The following is a 16,476-nucleotide window of genomic DNA, read 5'->3' as shown; positions in this document are numbered from 1 at the left end:
TTAGCAGATACTTGATAAAATGCTATAATCTTGCTTTAAATTTTTTAAAGGTTTTTTATGGCTGCTGATGATCAAGAGAAAACAGAAGAACCCACATCCAAGAAAATAGAAGATGCGCGACAAGAAGGAAATGTCCCAAAAAGTCAAGATGCATCTGCTGTGGCTGTACTTATTATAGCTGTGGTTGTGGTGTTGTTTATGATGCCTTTTATAGGTGAGAGAATTAGCGGTTTATATCGTTTTTATCAAAGTTTTATAGGTATTGAAATTGATTTAAAGATTTTACAAAAAATCATTATAAAAACTATGATAGAGATGTTTATTATGGTATTGCCTATTACTTTAGTAATTATGGTAGCGGGTGTGCTTGGAAATCTAATGCAGTTTGGTTTTATTTTTACTACTAAGCCCATTACTCCAAATTTTAATAAAATTAATCCTATTAACGGGCTTAAAAATCTTTTTTCTTTAAAAAAGATTATTGAAGCTTTGAAAATTATACTTAAAGTCGGTGTTGTATTTGGTATAGCTTTTGTTTTTTTATTGCAATTTATGAAAGAACTTCCTAGAGTAGAACTTTATACGATTTATCCACAACTTTTATGGCTTAGGGATAAAGCTATTATACTTGCAGCTATTGTTATTATAGCTTTTTTGATTATAGGGCTTTTAGATGTACTTTTGGTAAGGTATCAATACTTTAAAAACTTACGCATGAGTAAGCAAGAGGTTAAAGATGAATTTAAACAAAGCGAGGGAGATCCTTTGGTAAAAGGAAGAATTCGTCGTTTGCAAATGGAAGCAGCAAGGCGTAGAATGGTGCAAGATGTTGCTAGTGCTGATGTTGTGATTACTAACCCTACCCACTATGCGGTTGCTTTGCGTTATGATAGTTCCAAAGAAGCTGCACCAAAAGTTTTAGCTAAGGGGGTGGATTTTTTAGCTTTGCGTATTAAAGATATGGCATATGAATACAATGTTATGATTTATGAAAATCCTCCTTTAGCTAGAGAACTTTATAAAGCTTGCGAGGTAAATGATCTTATTCCACCAGAGCTTTTTAAAGCAGTGGCAGAGGTTTTAAGCTTTGTTTATACTTCCAATAGACAAAAATTTGCCGATAGATTAAAATAAATTTAGCTTTTTAATCAAGCTTATAATGGTCATAGTTATAGAAAGGGTGTAAATACCTAAAAGTGCTATGCGGTGGGATTTAAGATTGATTTTTTCTATGATTTTTATACCAAGATAAACTCCTAGCATAGAGCTAAATCCTACTAAGCTTCCATTTTGTAACACTTCTTTATCAATGATATCATTATACACAAAAGAACTAATTCCTGAAATTGAAGCAAATATTACAAAAAATAAACTAAGTGGCACTACTTTTTTAGTATCATAGCCTAAAAAATAAGCTAAAATAGGGGTAATTAAAAGCCCACCACCAATTCCTAAAGATATAGCAAAAATTCCTGTAAATACGCCACAAATTAGCAAAATAGAATTTTTTAAGATATTAGAGTGGTTAATGTTTCCAATGGTGCTTTTTTGATTAAAAGCAAATTTTAAAAAGAATACAATACTCACGCATAGAAAAATACTTGTTAAGGTTATATCTGAAAAATATGAGAGTAAAAGCCCGCTAAACATCGCACCTAAAAAGCCTCCAAAGCCTATGATAAGTCCATCTTTTAAGATTAAATTTTTCTTTTTATAGTTTAAATAGGAGCCAAAAATAGAAGCAAAAATCATTTGTACAACAGAAATTGCAACAGCATGATGAGAGCTAAGTCCTAAAGTAAGCATGAAAGGAACGATAATCATACCACCACCTATGCCAAAAACCCCTGAAGCCATACCTGAAAAAATTCCTATAATCATATAAGGAAGTAAAGTTAAATCCATAATTTATAAACCTTTAAATAAAAAATATTGTAACAAAATAAAATTTATTTATCTTTAGAAAATATAATCATAGTCGATTTATGATGACTATAAAGATTTTTTGGAGTTAATATGAAATTTTGTAAAAAATGCGTTATGCCAGATACTAAACCTGATTTGCATTTTAATGATGAGGGAATTTGTGATGCGTGTTGCTCGCAAGAAGCTAAAAATCATGAGATAAATTGGCAAGAGCGTGAAAAAGAATTTCTAGAACTCGTGAAAAAATATAAAAAACATCCTGTGTATGATTGTGTGATAGGAGTAAGTGGTGGTAAGGATTCTACCTTTCAAGTTTTAAAATGTCTTGAACTTGGACTTAATCCTTTGTGTGTTTGTTTTGAACCAAGTATTCCTACTAAAATAGGTAAAAAAAATTTAAAAAATTTAAACAATCTTGGTGTTGATTTAATCCATATCAAAAGAAATCCTTTGGTGTATAAAAAATTGGCCCGCGAAGCTTTTATAAGAACGGGTGATAATGAATGGCAAAACCATTTGGGGATTTTTACATGTGTTCCAAAAGTAGCTGTTGCTTTTGGTATTCCTTTGATTATTTGGGGGGAAAGTCCGCAGATTGAGTATGGTGGGCCAGCTAGCTCTAAAGAAAAAAACACTTTAGGTAGAGAGTGGCTTGAAGAATTTGGCGGACTTTTGGGTAATAGAATTTCTGATATGATTGGTGTTGATGGTATTAGAGAAAAGGATTTATATTTTTATACTTATCCAAGTGATGAAGAGCTTCAAAGAGTAGGAGTTACAGGGTTATTTTTGGGATATTATTTTAAATGGGATTATAAGTATAATTTAAAAATATCTAAAGAAAATGGCTTTAAAACTAGTACAAAACCAGTTGAAACTACTTATGAGAATTTTGAAAATTTAGATTGTTATTCAAATCATGTGCATGATTATTTAAAATACTGCAAATATGGTTTTGGAAGAGCTACGGATAATGCGTGCTTGGATATAAGACTTGGCTATATTAGCCGTGAAGAGGGCGTGAGACTTGTAAATAAATATGATGGAAAGCCACCTAAAAAGGCTATTAAGAAGTATTTGGAATTTAGTGGTTTTAGTGAAAAAGAATTTGAAAAAATTGTCGATTCTTATACTAATAAAAAGATATTTAAACGCGATGAAAATGGTAAATTCTTAAGAGATAGTGATGGATCATTGATAAAAAAAGATGAGTTTGTTTTGAAATGATTTGTATTGTTGATTATCATCTTGGAAATTTTAAATCTGTTTTGAAAGCTTTTGAAAAACTTAATCAAGAAGTGATTATAAGTTCTAAAAAAGAAGATATAAAAAATGCCTCTAAATTAGTTTTACCAGGCGTTGGATCTTTTAAACAAGGTATGGAAAATTTAAAAAAACTTGCACTAGATGAGCTTTTAAAAGAATGTGTTTTAAAAGATAAAAAGCCTATTTTGGGGATTTGTCTTGGTATGCAACTTTTTGCTAGTAAGGGATATGAGGGCGGAGAGTGCGAAGGGCTTGATTTTATAAAAGCAAAGGTTTTGAAATTTGATTTAAGTAAAGAAAAATTATTGCATAGTGGTTGGGATGATTTACAATTTAGTGATAAAAAAAGCAAGCTATTTGATGGAATTTTAGAAAAAAGTGATTTTTATTTTGTGCATTCTTATTATGTAGAGTGTTTAGAAAGTGTGGAAACTTCTTTTTGTGAGTATGAAAAACCTTTTTGTGCAAGTTTTGAAAAAGATAATATTTTTGCTGTGCAATTTCACCCTGAAAAAAGCCAAAATGTAGGTTTGAAACTTTTGGAAAATTTTGCAAATTTAAAGGCCTAGTATGCTTAAAACAAGAATTATACCTTGCGTGTTATTAAAAGATCATCAGCTTGTAAAAAGTATCAATTTTTCTTCTTTTAGAACTATAGGGCATGTAATAAGCACAGCTAGGATATATAATGCTAGAAATGTTGATGAGCTTATAGTTTTGGATATCAATAAAAATGGTGTTATAGATTTTGAAAGCTTAGAAGATATAGCTAATGAATGCTTTATGCCTTTAACTATTGGAGGTGGGATTAGAACTTTAGAAGATATTAGAAAAGTGTTAGATATAGGTGCTGATAAAATTAGTATTAATTCTATGGCTTTGCAAAATCTAGATTTTATTAAAAAGGTGGCAAATACTTTTGGAAGCTCTTGTGTAGTATGCTCGATTGATGTAAAAAAAGACAAAAATAAATTTAAAGTTTTTAATAATGAAATTTTAGATATTGATCCGCTAGAACTTGCATTACAATACGAATCTTTAGGAGCAGGGGAGATACTTTTAACAAGTGTTGATAAAGAAGGAAGTTCTTTGGGGTATGATTGGGAATTACTAGAGTATTTCAAAGGTAAATTAAAAATTCCACTCATTATCAATGGAGGACTTTCTAAGCCTCAAGATGGGGTAAAAGCTATACAACTTGGTGCGAATGCATTGGCTGGTGCTTATATATTTCATTTTAGTCAATATACTCCAAATGATGTTAAAAATCATTTGCTAGAAAATGGCATTACAGTCAGACTTTTTTAGTTGCATTTTTAAGATTGTTTCGTTTTGGAATTTAAATTTATCAATTGTGTAAAATTTAAATTTTTTATGTAAATTGATAACCTGTATATTATGATTAAATATTTCTAATTCTAGATTTTGATATTTTTTTATTTTAAAAGCATAGTAAAGACTGATATGCTCCAAAATTCTACCTAGCCCTGAAATTTTAGAAAAAGGATTTGCATAAAAACCAAATTCAATAGTATTATCAGAAATGATTTCAAAATTAATACTTCCAAGAATTTGTTTATTGTAAATTACACAATAATAGTCTTTAAGAGTATTTTGCTTTAATTTTTTTATAAAGTTTTTATGTTCGTATTTAGTGATATAATGTTTTTGATATAAATATTTTTTGATTTCAGGGTGATTTCTGTATAGTCTAATTTTTTCTTTTTCTTTGCGGTTTAGATTGATAAAATTTTTCAAAATAATATTTTCATTATGAATAAAGTTAAAAATAATATTTTTGTTGTTTATTTTATAGCTGATTAATTCATTATGCCAATTAAAATTAATAGAAGATAGTTTTTCAATAATAGGTTTTTGTATATATTTCAAATAAAGTATTTTTTTATGTTTTGTTATTTCTATAGGCGAATGTTTTAAATACAAATTTAAAGCTTTTGTATTTTCTTTGAAAACACATGCGTTTAAAGTTTGAACTTTTAAAACATTGAAAGCATAGTTTTTAACTTCTTGCATTAAAAGCTCACCTACGCCTTTTTTTATACCATAAAGCCCAAATTCACAAGAAAGTTTAGTAATATTGATAAAATCAATCACGCCTATGATATTTTCATCATCATATACTAAAAAATATTTTTTAGTTGCGTTTGTTTTTAAGCTAGATAAAAAGTTTAAATGTTCTTCTAGGCTAATATTTTGCGTTTTCATAAATTTAGCAATGCTTTCATCATTACGCCATTTTAAAACAAGCTTAATTTCTTCTTGAGTTAAATGGATAAAATCTTTTAAAATTATCATATAAAATTCTCCACTTCATAGCCTTTTTTAGCAAGCCATGTTGCAAGTTTTTCTTGATTTTTAGCATAAGCTATGGCTTTAAAATTTGCTTTTAAAATTAAAGCTTCATTTACCAATGAGCTTGCGCTAATGATGAGTTTTTTACTTTCATTCATCAATCTTGCAAGATTAGATTGGTCAATGAGAATTTGTATATTAGGGTTTTTTTGGCTTAATTTTAGAAGTGAGTTTAGATGAGAATTTGCTTTTGTGGTAGCTATGATGATAGTTTTGTTTTTGTTAAGTTTGTTTGCTATATCAAAGGAAATATTTTTTGGATCACTTCCTCCTATACAGATAAAATAATCATAAATTTTTTCTCTTTTTATCTTGCTTTCTTGGTAAAATTCATCGCATATTAGAGCATAGGAAAAGCCACATCTTAATTCACAATATTTTGGCACTAAATTCTCATAATCACTTTCTTTAGCATAAGCATTGACATTTAGTAAAATGTCACAAAAATGTTCTTTTATCTCATCATCAAAACTTAGAATTTTAACCCCTGTTTCTAGCTTGATGAGTTTTTCATCATCTGCAGTAATTTCATAATGATCAATAATCAAAAGATCAAATTTTTCTTTTTTGATGAGATTGATTAGTTCATATACACTAGCACTTGTTAGCTCATATACAGGATAAGGAATTTCATCTATCAAAGAACCTTCTAGAGCTAAACATGCAAAAGATACATCATGATATTGCTTAGCTAACAAAAGATCTCTTTTGATATGTCCGTGTCCTATGGTGCTAGAACTATCGCTTCTAAAAAGAACTTTCATTTGATTTTATGTCCATATCCTCTTTGTATAATGGTTTCTTGTAGTGGAAGTATGCTTTTATGCAAGGTTTGCTCATGGGCATCAATATGGGCTATAATTAACTCAAGCCAATCAATATGTTCTTTTATCCATAATAGAGATTTATTATACACATCATCTTCGTTTATGGGATTTAAAACATAAATTTTAGCAAGATTAAGTTCAAACTGCATGAGTAGTGGATTTAGAGTTTCGTATAGTTCTTGTATGTTGTTCTTATCTTCAATACTTGATTTAATTTCATCTATGCATTTTATTATAATATTTAGATCTTCTTGAGTTTGGATATTTTGATATGATTGTTTTAAATTTATTAGTTGTTCTTTGAAAGTTTTATTTAAATTTTGGCAATGTGAAATGCTTTTTTTGATTTTAGTATGTGCTTTAAGCATTAATTCATTTTGCTTTTCAAGTTTTGGTGGTAGTAATTTTACAAAAGGTTTTTTTAATTCTTTTGTTAATAATTTTTCACACATTTGTTCAAAAGGTTTTTCTATGGTTCCTGCAATTCTAGCACCACCTTCAGTGCAATTATAAACAATAACATCGCATTGATTGAAACGGACAATATCACTTTCAAAATTTTGGCGGAATAAAGTCCAAGCAAAAGAACTTTGTACTACTCCTTTTCCTCCATAGGCTTCACATTCGTATTTACCGTAATTTTGTTTATAAGTCTTGCTATCAACTGCAAGATAAATATGCCCATTCGAATGAGAAATTCCACTTTTACTATAAGCTAAGTCTTGTCCAATTAAAATAATGTTTTTATGTCCAAGATCAAATGCTAGATTGGATGCCATATTTGCAACACTCCATCCAGTTCTAATATAACCATAAGAATGCAATTGCATAAAATTAATAAATATAGCTCCTGTTACGGAAACTAATAAATAATTTCTATTATTACTATCAAGATGTTTCATTGTATTAGGGTGGGTATATGATTTTATAACAAATGTTACATCTTTATCAAAATCACCAAAATCATTATTAAAAAATTCGCTAGTTGGAGCTATTCTTTCTAAAGATAAAACATAGTCGGGTTTGATATTATGTTTAGCTAAGATAGGGTAAGCACTATCTGCACAAAAAATAGTAGTTTTACTAGCGTATTGCTTTAACAATGGAAGCTGTTTAGAAAGACTTGGTCCGGTTGAAACAATGATTGCTGTATCACTTAAGTTTTTTCTTTTTTGTAAGAGCTCTTTATAATTTGGATGGGTTAACATTTTAGGAAGATTATAGGTAAATTGTTCTATACCTTGAAGTGCATCAAGTGGTAAATTTCCATATGCAAACATAGCTTTTTTAAGGTATTCTGACATATTATTATTGACTTTTAATATATCATCATGATATCTTTCATAATAATCAGAATGTAGTTCTAAAAAATACGTTCTTGCAAAATTTAACATTGGTTGTTGTCTACATATTGATTCATAATCAGGAATTTTTAGTAAATTTGTATCAGCTATTACCAATTTAGCTTCTTGTAATTCTTTGCTAAAATCCATCACACTAAAAGCACTATGGATAATTTCTAAGTCTTTTTCAAAAACAATAATAATCTTATGATGGGGATTTTGCAAAAGAGCTTTATATAAAATTCCATTTCCAAACCCATAAAAATATAATACAGGGTATAGACGATATTTTTCATTATAAATTTTTAACATAGCATTTAATTTATCTAAAGGATTTTTATAAATTAGAGTATTATCTTGAGTATTTAAAAAATTTATATCTAAGCTATCATTACCTTGAATAATCTTGTATTTTGATTTTTTAATAGCTGATAAAGTTTCACTTAATTTTGTTTTTATGCTTTTGATGTTTTTTTGTAGCATAATATTTCCTCATTATATAACTAAAATTACTTTATTATACTTTAAATTTAAAAAGAAAAAGCTTATATTATATAAAATAGAAATTAAAAATCAAGAAACTATAGAATTTATAATTTCTATTGTTGAAATCTATATAGTATTTTAGCAAATTCTAAGTCTTCAAAAGTGTCAATATCGCAAATTTTATTTCTTGGAAGTAAAAAAGCTTTAGAATGAGATTTAAACATAAAATCTTCTTCTAGCCACGCTTCTTTTTTGCCAAAGTAAAATGCACCACCATCATGGTAAGCTTTGGTAAGATCTTGTGAGCGTTTATCATAATTTGACTCATCAAACATGTAAACTTTATTTTGATCATCAAGGTAAAAACCTCTTTGTATAGGGTATTCAAATTCACAAGCTGAAAATAAAAATTTACATTCTTCTTGACTAAATTGTTCAAAAGCTTCTTTTAAGATAAACTCATCTATAAGTGGAGCAGTTGCGTATAAGCAACACACATTTTCATAGATTTTACCCTGTTTTTCTAGAGTGATGATGGCATCTTGGATTACAGCGGTTGAACTTGCATAATCATCACTTAGTTCTTTTTTACGCACAAAAGGAGCCTTAGCACCATACTTTAAAGCCACTTCTATGATCTCATAATCATCACTTGAAATAATTACATCATCAAAAATACCCGAATTTAAAGCACTTTCTATGCTATAAGCAATCAATGGTTTTCCTAAAAAATCAATAATATTTTTTCTAGGAATACGCTTAGAACCACCGCGCGCAGGGATAATACAAAGATTTTTCATGATTTCTCTTTAAATTTATAAAAAAGTAAGTATAATTGAATTTTTATTTTAAAAGGCTTAACATGCTCATAAATCAAACTTATTTTATAGACTCTTGTGATGATGTGGAATTAAATATAAAAAGAGAAAGTAAATTAGAATTTAAATTAACTTATGATGATAGCAAAGAAATAGAGGCGATTGTTTGTGTTATAAATGGTATTGGTGGAGATATAAAAGATGATTTATATATAAGTGATTATTGTGCTAGAAATTATAATGTAGCAGTTTTAAATGTAAATTATCATTGCATAGGAAATCGCCCTCAAACAGGAGCGGAATTTTATATAGATGATATAGATAAAATGATACTAAAAGTTAGTTTAGATGCATTGGGGATTAATAATTTACCTATTGATGTACAATCTTTAAAAACTTATGATGAATTTTATTGTGTTATAGATGTGATAAATAAATTTATAGAAAGGTTGAAAAAAACTCAAGAGTTAGATGAAAATTATTTATTGTATTTGAGTTTAGGATTTAAACCAACAAAAAATGAATATCAAAATTATGGTATTATGCAAACGATCGATGTATTAAACTCTTTGCTTTATACAAAAACAAAGATTTTGAAAAATAATAATTTGAAAGTAATTTTAACCGGATCCTCACATGGAGGATATTTAGCAAATTTATGTGCAAAAATAGCTCCTTGGCTTGTTGATGTTGTGATTGATAATTCTTCTCATGTGACGCTTGATAACAACTTATGGCGTTTTGTAGGTTTTGGTAAAGAAGTTGATTATATTAAATATTGTAGTGCAGGGATTACGCATATATTTAAGAATGTTAAATTTGCAGCTTCCGATAAAACACTATGGACTACAAACAAACAATCCCCTTATTATTTTTCACCTGCTAGAAAACTCATTAGAGAAACACTAAATAAAGATCATCTAAATATACAAGCAAAATATCCAAATCCAAAATATATTGCTTATCATTCTAAATTTGATGAATATGTTCCTTTAGAAGAAAAAGAAGAATATGTTAATATTTTAAAAGAACATGGACTTGATGTTGAATTTATAAAAGTTATAGATGAAAAACAAATAGATGGCAAATTTATTAAAGACTTAACTCATGGTATGGGTATACCTATGAAATTACTTATTAAAAAACACTTACCGCAAATTTTACAAGAACCTTTAAAAGATAAAACTTGTAAAAAAGAAATCTCATATAAGTGTGATGATTTAATATATACTTTTAAAGAGGAAAATGAGCAAATATTACTTGATGTGCAAAAATTAAACTAAAAGATGCAAGAAAGGAAAGAAATGAAAAATTTTTTTAACTCATTACAAGATAAAGAATTTATTTTTGCGCCACAATGCTATAAAACATGCAATGGCGGATGCTGTCATAATATCCACGCACAATATTTTAAATTTAATAAATCTAGTGCGGTGATATTGCCCATGCTTGAAGTTGAATATCTTTCACTAAAGCAAGCCGGTAATACATATTTAGAAAATGGGAAAGTCAATACCTTTACTTTAAAAAATGGAAAAAAAATCAATGCTTATTTTGCAAAATGCGATTTAAATGGACTTTGCAATCCTCATAGTCTTAGACCTTTGATATGCAAGCTTTATCCTTATTATCCTCAGGTTGATTATGATGGAAATTTTTTAGGGGTTAAACCTTGTGCGTTATTTGATATTTTTTATAAAGATGCCCAAAAGCATTATTGTACTATAACCCATAGAAAAAATGATGAGTTTTTAAAGGAATTTGAGCAAAGCACACAGGTATTAAGAAAGGAACCTATAATGATATTTGTGTTTAAGGTGCTTGAAGTAGTAGAAGAAACTCTTAAGCAGTATACTTATGATCATTATGGAAAAGTAATTTATCTTGAAGAATTAACACATGAAGAAAAATTTGATTTTTTTGCTTTTCAAGAGATTAATTCTATGACTATGCAAGCATATAGAAATGAAAAATTTATTGACAAAATTCAAGATATATATGATAATTTAGAAATGCGATATCAAGAGCATTTTACAAAGTATTTTAATGATTAGAGAAAATTATGCTTAAAAATGAAACTTATTTTATAGACTCTTGTGATGATGTAGAGTTAAATATAAAAAGAGAAAGTAAATTAGAATATAGAATTACTTATGATGATAGTAAGCAAATGAAAGCTATCGTTTTTATCATAGGAGCGTATGGTTCTAATGTTGATTTATCAATCATTGATTTTGACAGGCAATTTATAGCTAAAAAATTTGATGTAGTGGCTGTAAGTGTTTTATATCATTGTTTTAGCTGTAGAATAAATGAAAAAGATAAAAGATATAGTGCACAATTTTCGTATGATGAATATAATGTAAATCAATTAAAAAAATCCCTAGAAAAGATGAATTTTAATACGCATGGACTTAATACATGGAATATGGAAGAATATCTTGTTTCATTGGAATCTACCATTGATACTTATAAATTAAAAGGTGTTTTAGCTAATGATTATAAGTTTTTTATAACTTCTACTATGTTACCAGCTAATAATGAGTATCAAAATTATGGTATTATGGCTGCTATTGATTGTGTTAATACCTTAAAAGATTTGTGCAAAAACTTTCCTGATTTTAGAAGATTACCAAAAATTTATGGAGGAGCATCTTATGGAGGTTATTTATCTTTATTGATATCTAAAATAGCTCCTTGGTATGTTGATGGAGTTATAGATAATTCTGGTGAAGCAATATTGCTTTTGGGCTATATTATAGGAAAAGATTTAGATCACCCTGATGCACTTTTAAATTCTAAAAATTTTCAGGTTGGAATTTTTTTAAAAACTTATTGGAATGCCAATAAAGAATCGCCATATTGCTTTAAAGATGAGAATTATGAAATAAGAACTTTATTAAATCAAACTCATTTGATTTTACAAGCTCAAAAAAATAAAAATATACTTTATGCAAGTTATCATAGTTCTGCTGACCCATTGACTTCTTGTGAATTTAAAACTCAATATATGCAAGTTTTAAAGACATTGGGTTATGATGTTAATTTTCACTTGATAGATGAAAAAGATATTGATGGTAAGTTTATAAAAAAACTCACACATGGAGGTGGAATAACAGTTAAAGCTTTATTTGGTAGGGAATTACCAAAAATGCTTGAAAAATTTAAGGATAAAAATTTTACCCTAAGAGAAGATAGTATAAGTTATCCTTGCAAGGATAAGGTTTTTACTTTTAAAGATAAAGGTAATAAATTTGTGCTTGAGATTATATAACTTCCTCAAGCATATTTTTAATCGTAGAAAAATCCTCAAAATTATCCGGAGTGATATATTTAGCATCTAAATTTTTTCCTATAAATTTTTCGATTTCAAGTATTAATTTCATCATATCAATACTATCAATAATATCATCATCCACTAAATTACGACTATTTTCATTTATATCACTTCTGTTGATTGCATTAAACATTTTTTGAATATCTTCAAAGTTAATATTCACATCTAGCTCCTTATTTTTTAGTTATAATAATACTTAAAAAATGCAAATATAAGGCTTAACATGCTCATAAATCAAACTTATTTTATAGACTCTTGTGATGATGTAGAATTAAATATAAAAAGAGAAAGTAAATTAGAATATAGGATTACTTATGATGATAGTAAGCAAATGGAAGCTATCGTTTTTATCATAGGTGGATTTGGGGCAAATGCTAATATATCTTTTTTAGATTTTGATAGAGAATATCTTGCTAAAAAATTTAATATTATTGTTGTAAATGTTTTTTATCATTGCTTTAGTGCTAGGCCTTCTATAGATGAGAAATATAATCCGATTTTTATGCCAAATGAAAAAGATTGGGAAAGTTTTTGTGAAATAGCAAAAATTTGCGATATGGAAATTTATGACCATGAAAAAAGCAATTTTAAAAATTGTATAAGAAAACTTGATGAAAGATCTAAACAAATAAAACATGAAGGAAGACTGAAAAAAGATTTTTTGATAAATCTTTCTTGTGATTTTGTATTGCCAAATAACGAATATCAAAATTATGGAATTATGGCAGCTATTGATCATATCAATGCTTTAAAAGATATAATGAAAAATTATCCTCAATTTAAATCTTTGCCTAAAATTTATGGAGGAGGATCATACGGAGGTTATTTAGCGCTAATGTGTGCTAAAATAGCTCCTTGGTATGTAGATGGAGTGATAGATAATTCAGGAGTGACATTGCCTCATTTGCCTCATTTGTTAGGTAGAGAAAGTGAGTGCGGTGAATTTGCTATTAGAGGTGATAATTATATTTTATTATGTTTTGTAAAAAAATACTGGACTAGAGATGAAAGCTCTCCGTATTTTTTAAGTAATGATAATTATATGATAAGGGTTCTTTTGAACTCAAAGCATCTAAGTTTGCAAAATGAAAAAAATCAAAATACAATATTTATCAGTTATCATAGCGCAAAAGATGAGGGAGCTCCAGTGGAACATAAGAGTAATTTTTATGAATTTTGCAAACAACTTGGATTTGATGCAACTTTGCATATTGTTAAAGATGAGAATGATGTAGATGGTAGATATATAAAGAGCTTAGAGCACGGTTTGAGAATGACAGATAGGGCTTTATTTAAAAAAGAATTACCTATATTGCTTGAAAAACTAAAAAATAAAACATTTAATATGAGAGAAAATAGCATATCTTATCCTTGCAAAGATAAGATATTTACTTTTAAAGATTTTAAAGATCGATTTGAGCTTAAAATTACACGACTTTGATAAAACTTTGAAGTTTATCAAAATTTATTTTTAGGCTACATGCATTAAGGGTGATACCTGTTCCAAAGCTTCCAAGGAAAATTTGTTTATCCCCCCCCCCAGTATATGAAGCTAATTCTAGAGGTAATTTATTTATAGTAGTGTTTCCATAGTTTTTAAGAATATTATCTTGGATAAAATTTAAATTTAGTCTCTCATATAGTTTTTGTTTTGAAAAATTATCAGAAGAGTGGATAAAAAATTCATCGAAATTAGTTTTTTCTAGATTGAAATGTTCAAAAAATTCTTGAAAAAATGTTGGATAGTTTTGCATAATAAAAGAAAAAGTCAAATTGTTGTTGACTTTCAAAATATTCAGACTATCTAATCTAAGTCCACCATAGGGTAAAGTTTCTTCTACACATTGAGTAGAAAAAACTTTTTGAGAAAAACAGCTTTTTTCTTTAGAATTGGTATTTTTTTCTATTAAAATCGCACTTGCACTATCGCTATTATTTAAAAAGGTAATTTTATCTTTTTGAGCGTCAATCGCTTTACTTTTTACACTGGCGCATATTAAAACAGCTTTTTTTATACTTGGTTGATTTAAAGCCAAAAACACTTGAAGCAAACTCTGTAAAAATCCAGGGCAAAAGCCTAATACATCTAAGCATAAAGTATGGCTACTTAAATTTAAATTTTTGTGGATTAAACTAGTGCAAGCTGGTGCTAAATAATCCGGTGTAAAGCTTGTAAAAACTAGTAGATCAATTTCATCTTTTTTGAGTATATCTTTTGAGAAAAGCTCCTCTAATGCTTGTGTTGCTAAATCACTCGAGTATGTTGACTCATCGCTTACGAAATGATTAAAAATTCCTGAATTTTCTTGTAAAAGTTGATATTTTCTTTCATTTATATTGCAAAGCTTTAATTCATCTTCTTTGTGGAGTGGATTTTTAGGTAGAACAATACTAATAGCTTTAATAGAATGATTAGTAGTTTTTAAATTCATTGCATTGCTTGCTCTATCATTTTTTTGATATTTTCAAAACTTTCAAAATTTTCAGCTATAATAAACTCTGCTTTTAGGGGTTTTTTATAGTGCTTTTCTATTTCAGCTACCAAAGCCATAATGTCAATACTATCTATTATGTCATCGCTAAGCAAATTTTGCATAGTTTCATTTATATCACTTCTGTCTATTTTGTTAAAAAAAATTTGAATTTGTTGCATTTCATTCCTTTGGAATTGTTATTTTTATATTATTGCTTAAAAATAAAATTATTTCAAGATGGTTTATTTCATAAAATGAAATATCATATATCATATTGTTTATTTTTACTTTAGCTTTAGGAGTAAGATTTCCATTATCCATTGCTCTTAAAAATCTTTCCATAGTTAAGATGTTCCAAGATATATCTAAAATACCATTATTAGGTAGTTGACTTATTTTGTGAATATCCCCCCCCCTAACCACAGAAATAATTTTTGGCTGAGGAAAAGAATTTTTTATATTCTTTAAACATTCCTCAAAAGATTTGATGGCTAAATTTTGCTGCATTTGGAGTAGTTTTATAGCTGTTAATGAGTTGTTTATTTTTATCTCTTTTTGCAAGATGATATCTCCTGTATCTATAGTGCAATCAACCTTATGCCAAGTGATTCCTGTTATATTTTCTTGGTTCCATATAGCCCGTATATGTGCATTTCTTCCTTTGTATTTTGGAAGTAGTGAATTATGATAGTTAATGATGAAATTTGATTCAACACATTTTTTTTGAAAAATATAAAAATTATTCACACTTAAAATAAGAGAGTTAGATATTTTCTCAAAGAAAACATCCAATTCGTTTTTATTTTTTAGTGTGATAAGTAACACTTCTTGTTTGAAAAAATTATGTGCTATTTTTAAGCACTCTTTAGCTACTCTACCTTCACCTACTAAGTAAATTTTTTCAAATTTCATGGAAATTCCTATAGAATCTGATTTCTGTTTTATTGAATGTGAAATTAGATTTTTTATAAAACTTTATAGCTTTTGTATTATTAATGTCAACATATAGTTTGTAAAATTTTGCTTTTGTATTTTCTAGGAAGAAACGGTTTAACAAAGCAAATGCTACATTTTTGTATTTGAGGCTTGGTTTTACTGCAATATAATCCAAGATAGCATTATTTAAAATATTGGAATACAACAATACTCCACATATTTTGCCATTTTCTTTATAGTGTAAAATATTATTAATGTGTTTTTTGAAATTATTTTTTTGATAAAAAAGATTAAATTCGTATTTAAAATTATTATTTAAAAAGTCATAACATTCTGCAGTTTCACCAATAGTTGGTTTTTTTATGAAATCAAATTCAATAGGCATTAAATTTTCATTCTTTAGTATCATTTGTTTAAACACCTGAAAACACTTGAAATTATTAAGCTTTAGAAATAATTGATGTTTTTCAAAATATTTTTCTTGATTTCCGATAAGTCTTATAAAAGATGGTTCTAAGTTGTATTGTTTTATTTCATTAATGAAGTAAAACAAAAGTTTTTTATTTAGAAAAAAGAAACTATTATTTTCTTGTTGGAAAAAATAATTATTATTAATTGCATGTTTTAAAAAACTTTCTTTATATTCATAGCAATTATGTAATAAAAAACCATTATCATGTGTTTGTGAAA

At 27.6% G+C, this 16,476-nt stretch carries 17 protein-coding genes and 2 pseudogenes; 8 read left to right on the top strand and 11 right to left on the bottom strand.

From position 1 onward, the window contains the following. The first annotated feature begins 57 nt into the window (after positions 1–57). Positions 58–1,134 (top strand): flagellar biosynthesis protein FlhB, encoded by a 1,077-nt coding sequence (gene flhB / locus L8W57_RS07330; protein ID WP_133319972.1) that lies wholly within the window; start codon positions 58–60, stop codon positions 1,132–1,134. Here the strand turns inward: flhB and L8W57_RS07325 are convergent. Then, positions 1,126–1,905, bottom strand: coding sequence for a sulfite exporter TauE/SafE family protein (locus tag L8W57_RS07325; protein WP_263662284.1), 780 nt, complete (start codon positions 1,903–1,905; stop codon positions 1,126–1,128). The genes flhB and L8W57_RS07325 overlap by 9 nt on opposite strands. A gap of 111 nt (positions 1,906–2,016) precedes the next feature. On the opposite strand from L8W57_RS07325, the gene L8W57_RS07320 reads away from it, so the two are divergent. The 3 genes from L8W57_RS07320 to L8W57_RS07310 are packed head-to-tail and all read left to right on the top strand — an operon-like array spanning position 2,017 to position 4,500. Then, on the top strand, positions 2,017–3,153 hold the full coding sequence (locus L8W57_RS07320; RefSeq protein ID WP_133319970.1) for an N-acetyl sugar amidotransferase: 1,137 nt from the start codon (positions 2,017–2,019) through the stop codon (positions 3,151–3,153). Beyond that, entirely contained in the window at positions 3,150–3,761 is a 612-nt protein-coding gene (gene hisH / locus L8W57_RS07315; RefSeq protein ID WP_133319969.1) for an imidazole glycerol phosphate synthase subunit HisH, read from the top strand. Before L8W57_RS07320 ends, hisH begins: the two co-directional genes overlap by 4 nt. Before the next feature lies 1 nt (position 3,762). Next, positions 3,763–4,500: a HisA/HisF-related TIM barrel protein gene (locus L8W57_RS07310; RefSeq protein ID WP_263662283.1), complete on the top strand. Its 738-nt coding sequence runs from the start codon at positions 3,763–3,765 to the stop codon at positions 4,498–4,500. On the opposite strand, the pseudogene pseH (L8W57_RS07305) reads toward L8W57_RS07310, so the two are convergent. From pseH (L8W57_RS07305) to pseF, 5 genes and pseudogenes are all read right to left on the bottom strand, one after another. After that, positions 4,468–4,935, bottom strand: a pseudogene (pseH, locus tag L8W57_RS07305) (UDP-4-amino-4,6-dideoxy-N-acetyl-beta-L-altrosamine N-acetyltransferase); the annotation flags it as partial. The gene L8W57_RS07310 and the pseudogene pseH (L8W57_RS07305) overlap by 33 nt on opposite strands. Before the next feature lie 195 nt (positions 4,936–5,130). Then, positions 5,131–5,508: pseudogene (gene pseH, locus L8W57_RS07300) on the bottom strand (UDP-4-amino-4,6-dideoxy-N-acetyl-beta-L-altrosamine N-acetyltransferase); the annotation flags it as partial. Next, the gene (gene pseG, locus L8W57_RS07295) at positions 5,505–6,329 is read right to left on the bottom strand and encodes a UDP-2,4-diacetamido-2,4,6-trideoxy-beta-L-altropyranose hydrolase (protein WP_263662282.1); all 825 of its coding nucleotides are present in this window, start codon (positions 6,327–6,329) and stop codon (positions 5,505–5,507) included. The pseudogene pseH (L8W57_RS07300) and the gene pseG, both read right to left, overlap by 4 nt. Next, on the bottom strand, positions 6,326–8,218 hold the full coding sequence (locus tag L8W57_RS07290; RefSeq protein ID WP_263662281.1) for a motility associated factor glycosyltransferase family protein: 1,893 nt from the start codon (positions 8,216–8,218) through the stop codon (positions 6,326–6,328). Before L8W57_RS07290 ends, pseG begins: the two co-directional genes overlap by 4 nt. 116 nt (positions 8,219–8,334) lie before the next feature. Further along, on the bottom strand, positions 8,335–9,021 hold the full coding sequence (gene pseF, locus L8W57_RS07285) for a pseudaminic acid cytidylyltransferase (RefSeq protein WP_263660810.1): 687 nt from the start codon (positions 9,019–9,021) through the stop codon (positions 8,335–8,337). A 62-nt stretch (positions 9,022–9,083) separates the two neighbouring features. Here pseF and L8W57_RS07280 point away from each other — a divergent pair, with 62 nt between their 5' ends. The 3 genes from L8W57_RS07280 to L8W57_RS07270 are packed head-to-tail and all read left to right on the top strand — an operon-like array spanning position 9,084 to position 12,313. Further along, the gene (locus L8W57_RS07280; RefSeq protein WP_263662280.1) at positions 9,084–10,322 is read left to right on the top strand and encodes a DUF2920 family protein; all 1,239 of its coding nucleotides are present in this window, start codon (positions 9,084–9,086) and stop codon (positions 10,320–10,322) included. 21 nt (positions 10,323–10,343) lie between these two features. After that, positions 10,344–11,093, top strand: coding sequence for a hypothetical protein (locus L8W57_RS07275; protein WP_133319961.1), 750 nt, complete (start codon positions 10,344–10,346; stop codon positions 11,091–11,093). Between the two features lie 8 nt (positions 11,094–11,101). Continuing rightward, positions 11,102–12,313, top strand: a complete 1,212-nt coding sequence (locus tag L8W57_RS07270) for a DUF2920 family protein (RefSeq protein ID WP_263662279.1) — start codon at positions 11,102–11,104, stop codon at positions 12,311–12,313. Here L8W57_RS07270 and L8W57_RS07265 read toward each other — a convergent pair. Beyond that, positions 12,306–12,539, bottom strand: a complete 234-nt coding sequence (locus tag L8W57_RS07265; protein WP_133319959.1) for an acyl carrier protein — start codon at positions 12,537–12,539, stop codon at positions 12,306–12,308. The two genes, L8W57_RS07270 and L8W57_RS07265, sit on opposite strands and share 8 nt — an antisense overlap. A 60-nt stretch (positions 12,540–12,599) precedes the next feature. Between L8W57_RS07265 and L8W57_RS07260 the strand changes: the two genes are divergently transcribed. Then, a complete protein-coding gene (locus tag L8W57_RS07260; protein ID WP_263662278.1) occupies positions 12,600–13,817 on the top strand; it encodes a DUF2920 family protein in 1,218 nt (405 codons plus the stop codon). Here L8W57_RS07260 and L8W57_RS07255 read toward each other — a convergent pair. The 4 genes from L8W57_RS07255 to L8W57_RS07240 all read right to left on the bottom strand — a co-directional run. After that, positions 13,804–14,808, bottom strand: a complete 1,005-nt coding sequence (locus L8W57_RS07255; RefSeq protein WP_263662277.1) for a 3-oxoacyl-ACP synthase — start codon at positions 14,806–14,808, stop codon at positions 13,804–13,806. The two genes, L8W57_RS07260 and L8W57_RS07255, sit on opposite strands and share 14 nt — an antisense overlap. Continuing rightward, positions 14,805–15,029 carry an acyl carrier protein gene (locus tag L8W57_RS07250; RefSeq protein WP_133319956.1) on the bottom strand — a complete coding sequence of 75 codons (225 nt, stop codon included), beginning with the start codon at positions 15,027–15,029 and terminating at the stop codon, positions 14,805–14,807. Before L8W57_RS07250 ends, L8W57_RS07255 begins: the two co-directional genes overlap by 4 nt. A gap of 1 nt (position 15,030) precedes the next feature. Next, a complete protein-coding gene (locus L8W57_RS07245; protein WP_133319955.1) occupies positions 15,031–15,762 on the bottom strand; it encodes a formyltransferase family protein in 732 nt (243 codons plus the stop codon). Continuing rightward, positions 15,752–16,476 (bottom strand): GNAT family N-acetyltransferase (locus tag L8W57_RS07240; RefSeq protein ID WP_263662276.1); only part of this gene is annotated, 725 nt, incomplete at its 5' end. The genes L8W57_RS07240 and L8W57_RS07245, both read right to left, overlap by 11 nt.

The sequence above is a fragment of the Campylobacter sp. IFREMER_LSEM_CL1890 genome, from assembly GCF_025772045.1.
In the GTDB taxonomy this organism is placed as follows: domain Bacteria; phylum Campylobacterota; class Campylobacteria; order Campylobacterales; family Campylobacteraceae; genus Campylobacter_D; species Campylobacter_D lari_D.
The sequence above is the reverse complement of the archived record's forward strand: the minus strand, read 5'-3'. Positions and strand labels throughout refer to the sequence as shown.

What these genes read in the sequence shown, in the direction of transcription:
- L8W57_RS07270 (WP_263662279.1), top strand. Translation starts at nt 11,102, where the DNA reads ATGCTTAAAAATGAAACTTATTTTATAGACTCTTGTGATGATGTAGAG.
- L8W57_RS07260 (WP_263662278.1), top strand. Translation starts at nt 12,600, where the DNA reads ATGCTCATAAATCAAACTTATTTTATAGACTCTTGTGATGATGTAGAA.
- pseG (WP_263662282.1), bottom strand. Translation starts at nt 6,329, where the DNA reads ATGAAAGTTCTTTTTAGAAGCGATAGTTCTAGCACCATAGGACACGGA.
- L8W57_RS07325 (WP_263662284.1), bottom strand. Translation starts at nt 1,905, where the DNA reads ATGGATTTAACTTTACTTCCTTATATGATTATAGGAATTTTTTCAGGT.
- L8W57_RS07275 (WP_133319961.1), top strand. Translation starts at nt 10,344, where the DNA reads ATGAAAAATTTTTTTAACTCATTACAAGATAAAGAATTTATTTTTGCG.
- flhB (WP_133319972.1), top strand. Translation starts at nt 58, where the DNA reads ATGGCTGCTGATGATCAAGAGAAAACAGAAGAACCCACATCCAAGAAA.
- L8W57_RS07250 (WP_133319956.1), bottom strand. Translation starts at nt 15,029, where the DNA reads ATGCAACAAATTCAAATTTTTTTTAACAAAATAGACAGAAGTGATATA.
- hisH (WP_133319969.1), top strand. Translation starts at nt 3,150, where the DNA reads ATGATTTGTATTGTTGATTATCATCTTGGAAATTTTAAATCTGTTTTG.
- L8W57_RS07245 (WP_133319955.1), bottom strand. Translation starts at nt 15,762, where the DNA reads ATGAAATTTGAAAAAATTTACTTAGTAGGTGAAGGTAGAGTAGCTAAA.
- L8W57_RS07280 (WP_263662280.1), top strand. Translation starts at nt 9,084, where the DNA reads ATGCTCATAAATCAAACTTATTTTATAGACTCTTGTGATGATGTGGAA.
- L8W57_RS07255 (WP_263662277.1), bottom strand. Translation starts at nt 14,808, where the DNA reads ATGAATTTAAAAACTACTAATCATTCTATTAAAGCTATTAGTATTGTT.
- L8W57_RS07290 (WP_263662281.1), bottom strand. Translation starts at nt 8,218, where the DNA reads ATGCTACAAAAAAACATCAAAAGCATAAAAACAAAATTAAGTGAAACT.
- L8W57_RS07320 (WP_133319970.1), top strand. Translation starts at nt 2,017, where the DNA reads ATGAAATTTTGTAAAAAATGCGTTATGCCAGATACTAAACCTGATTTG.
- pseF (WP_263660810.1), bottom strand. Translation starts at nt 9,021, where the DNA reads ATGAAAAATCTTTGTATTATCCCTGCGCGCGGTGGTTCTAAGCGTATT.
- L8W57_RS07310 (WP_263662283.1), top strand. Translation starts at nt 3,763, where the DNA reads ATGCTTAAAACAAGAATTATACCTTGCGTGTTATTAAAAGATCATCAG.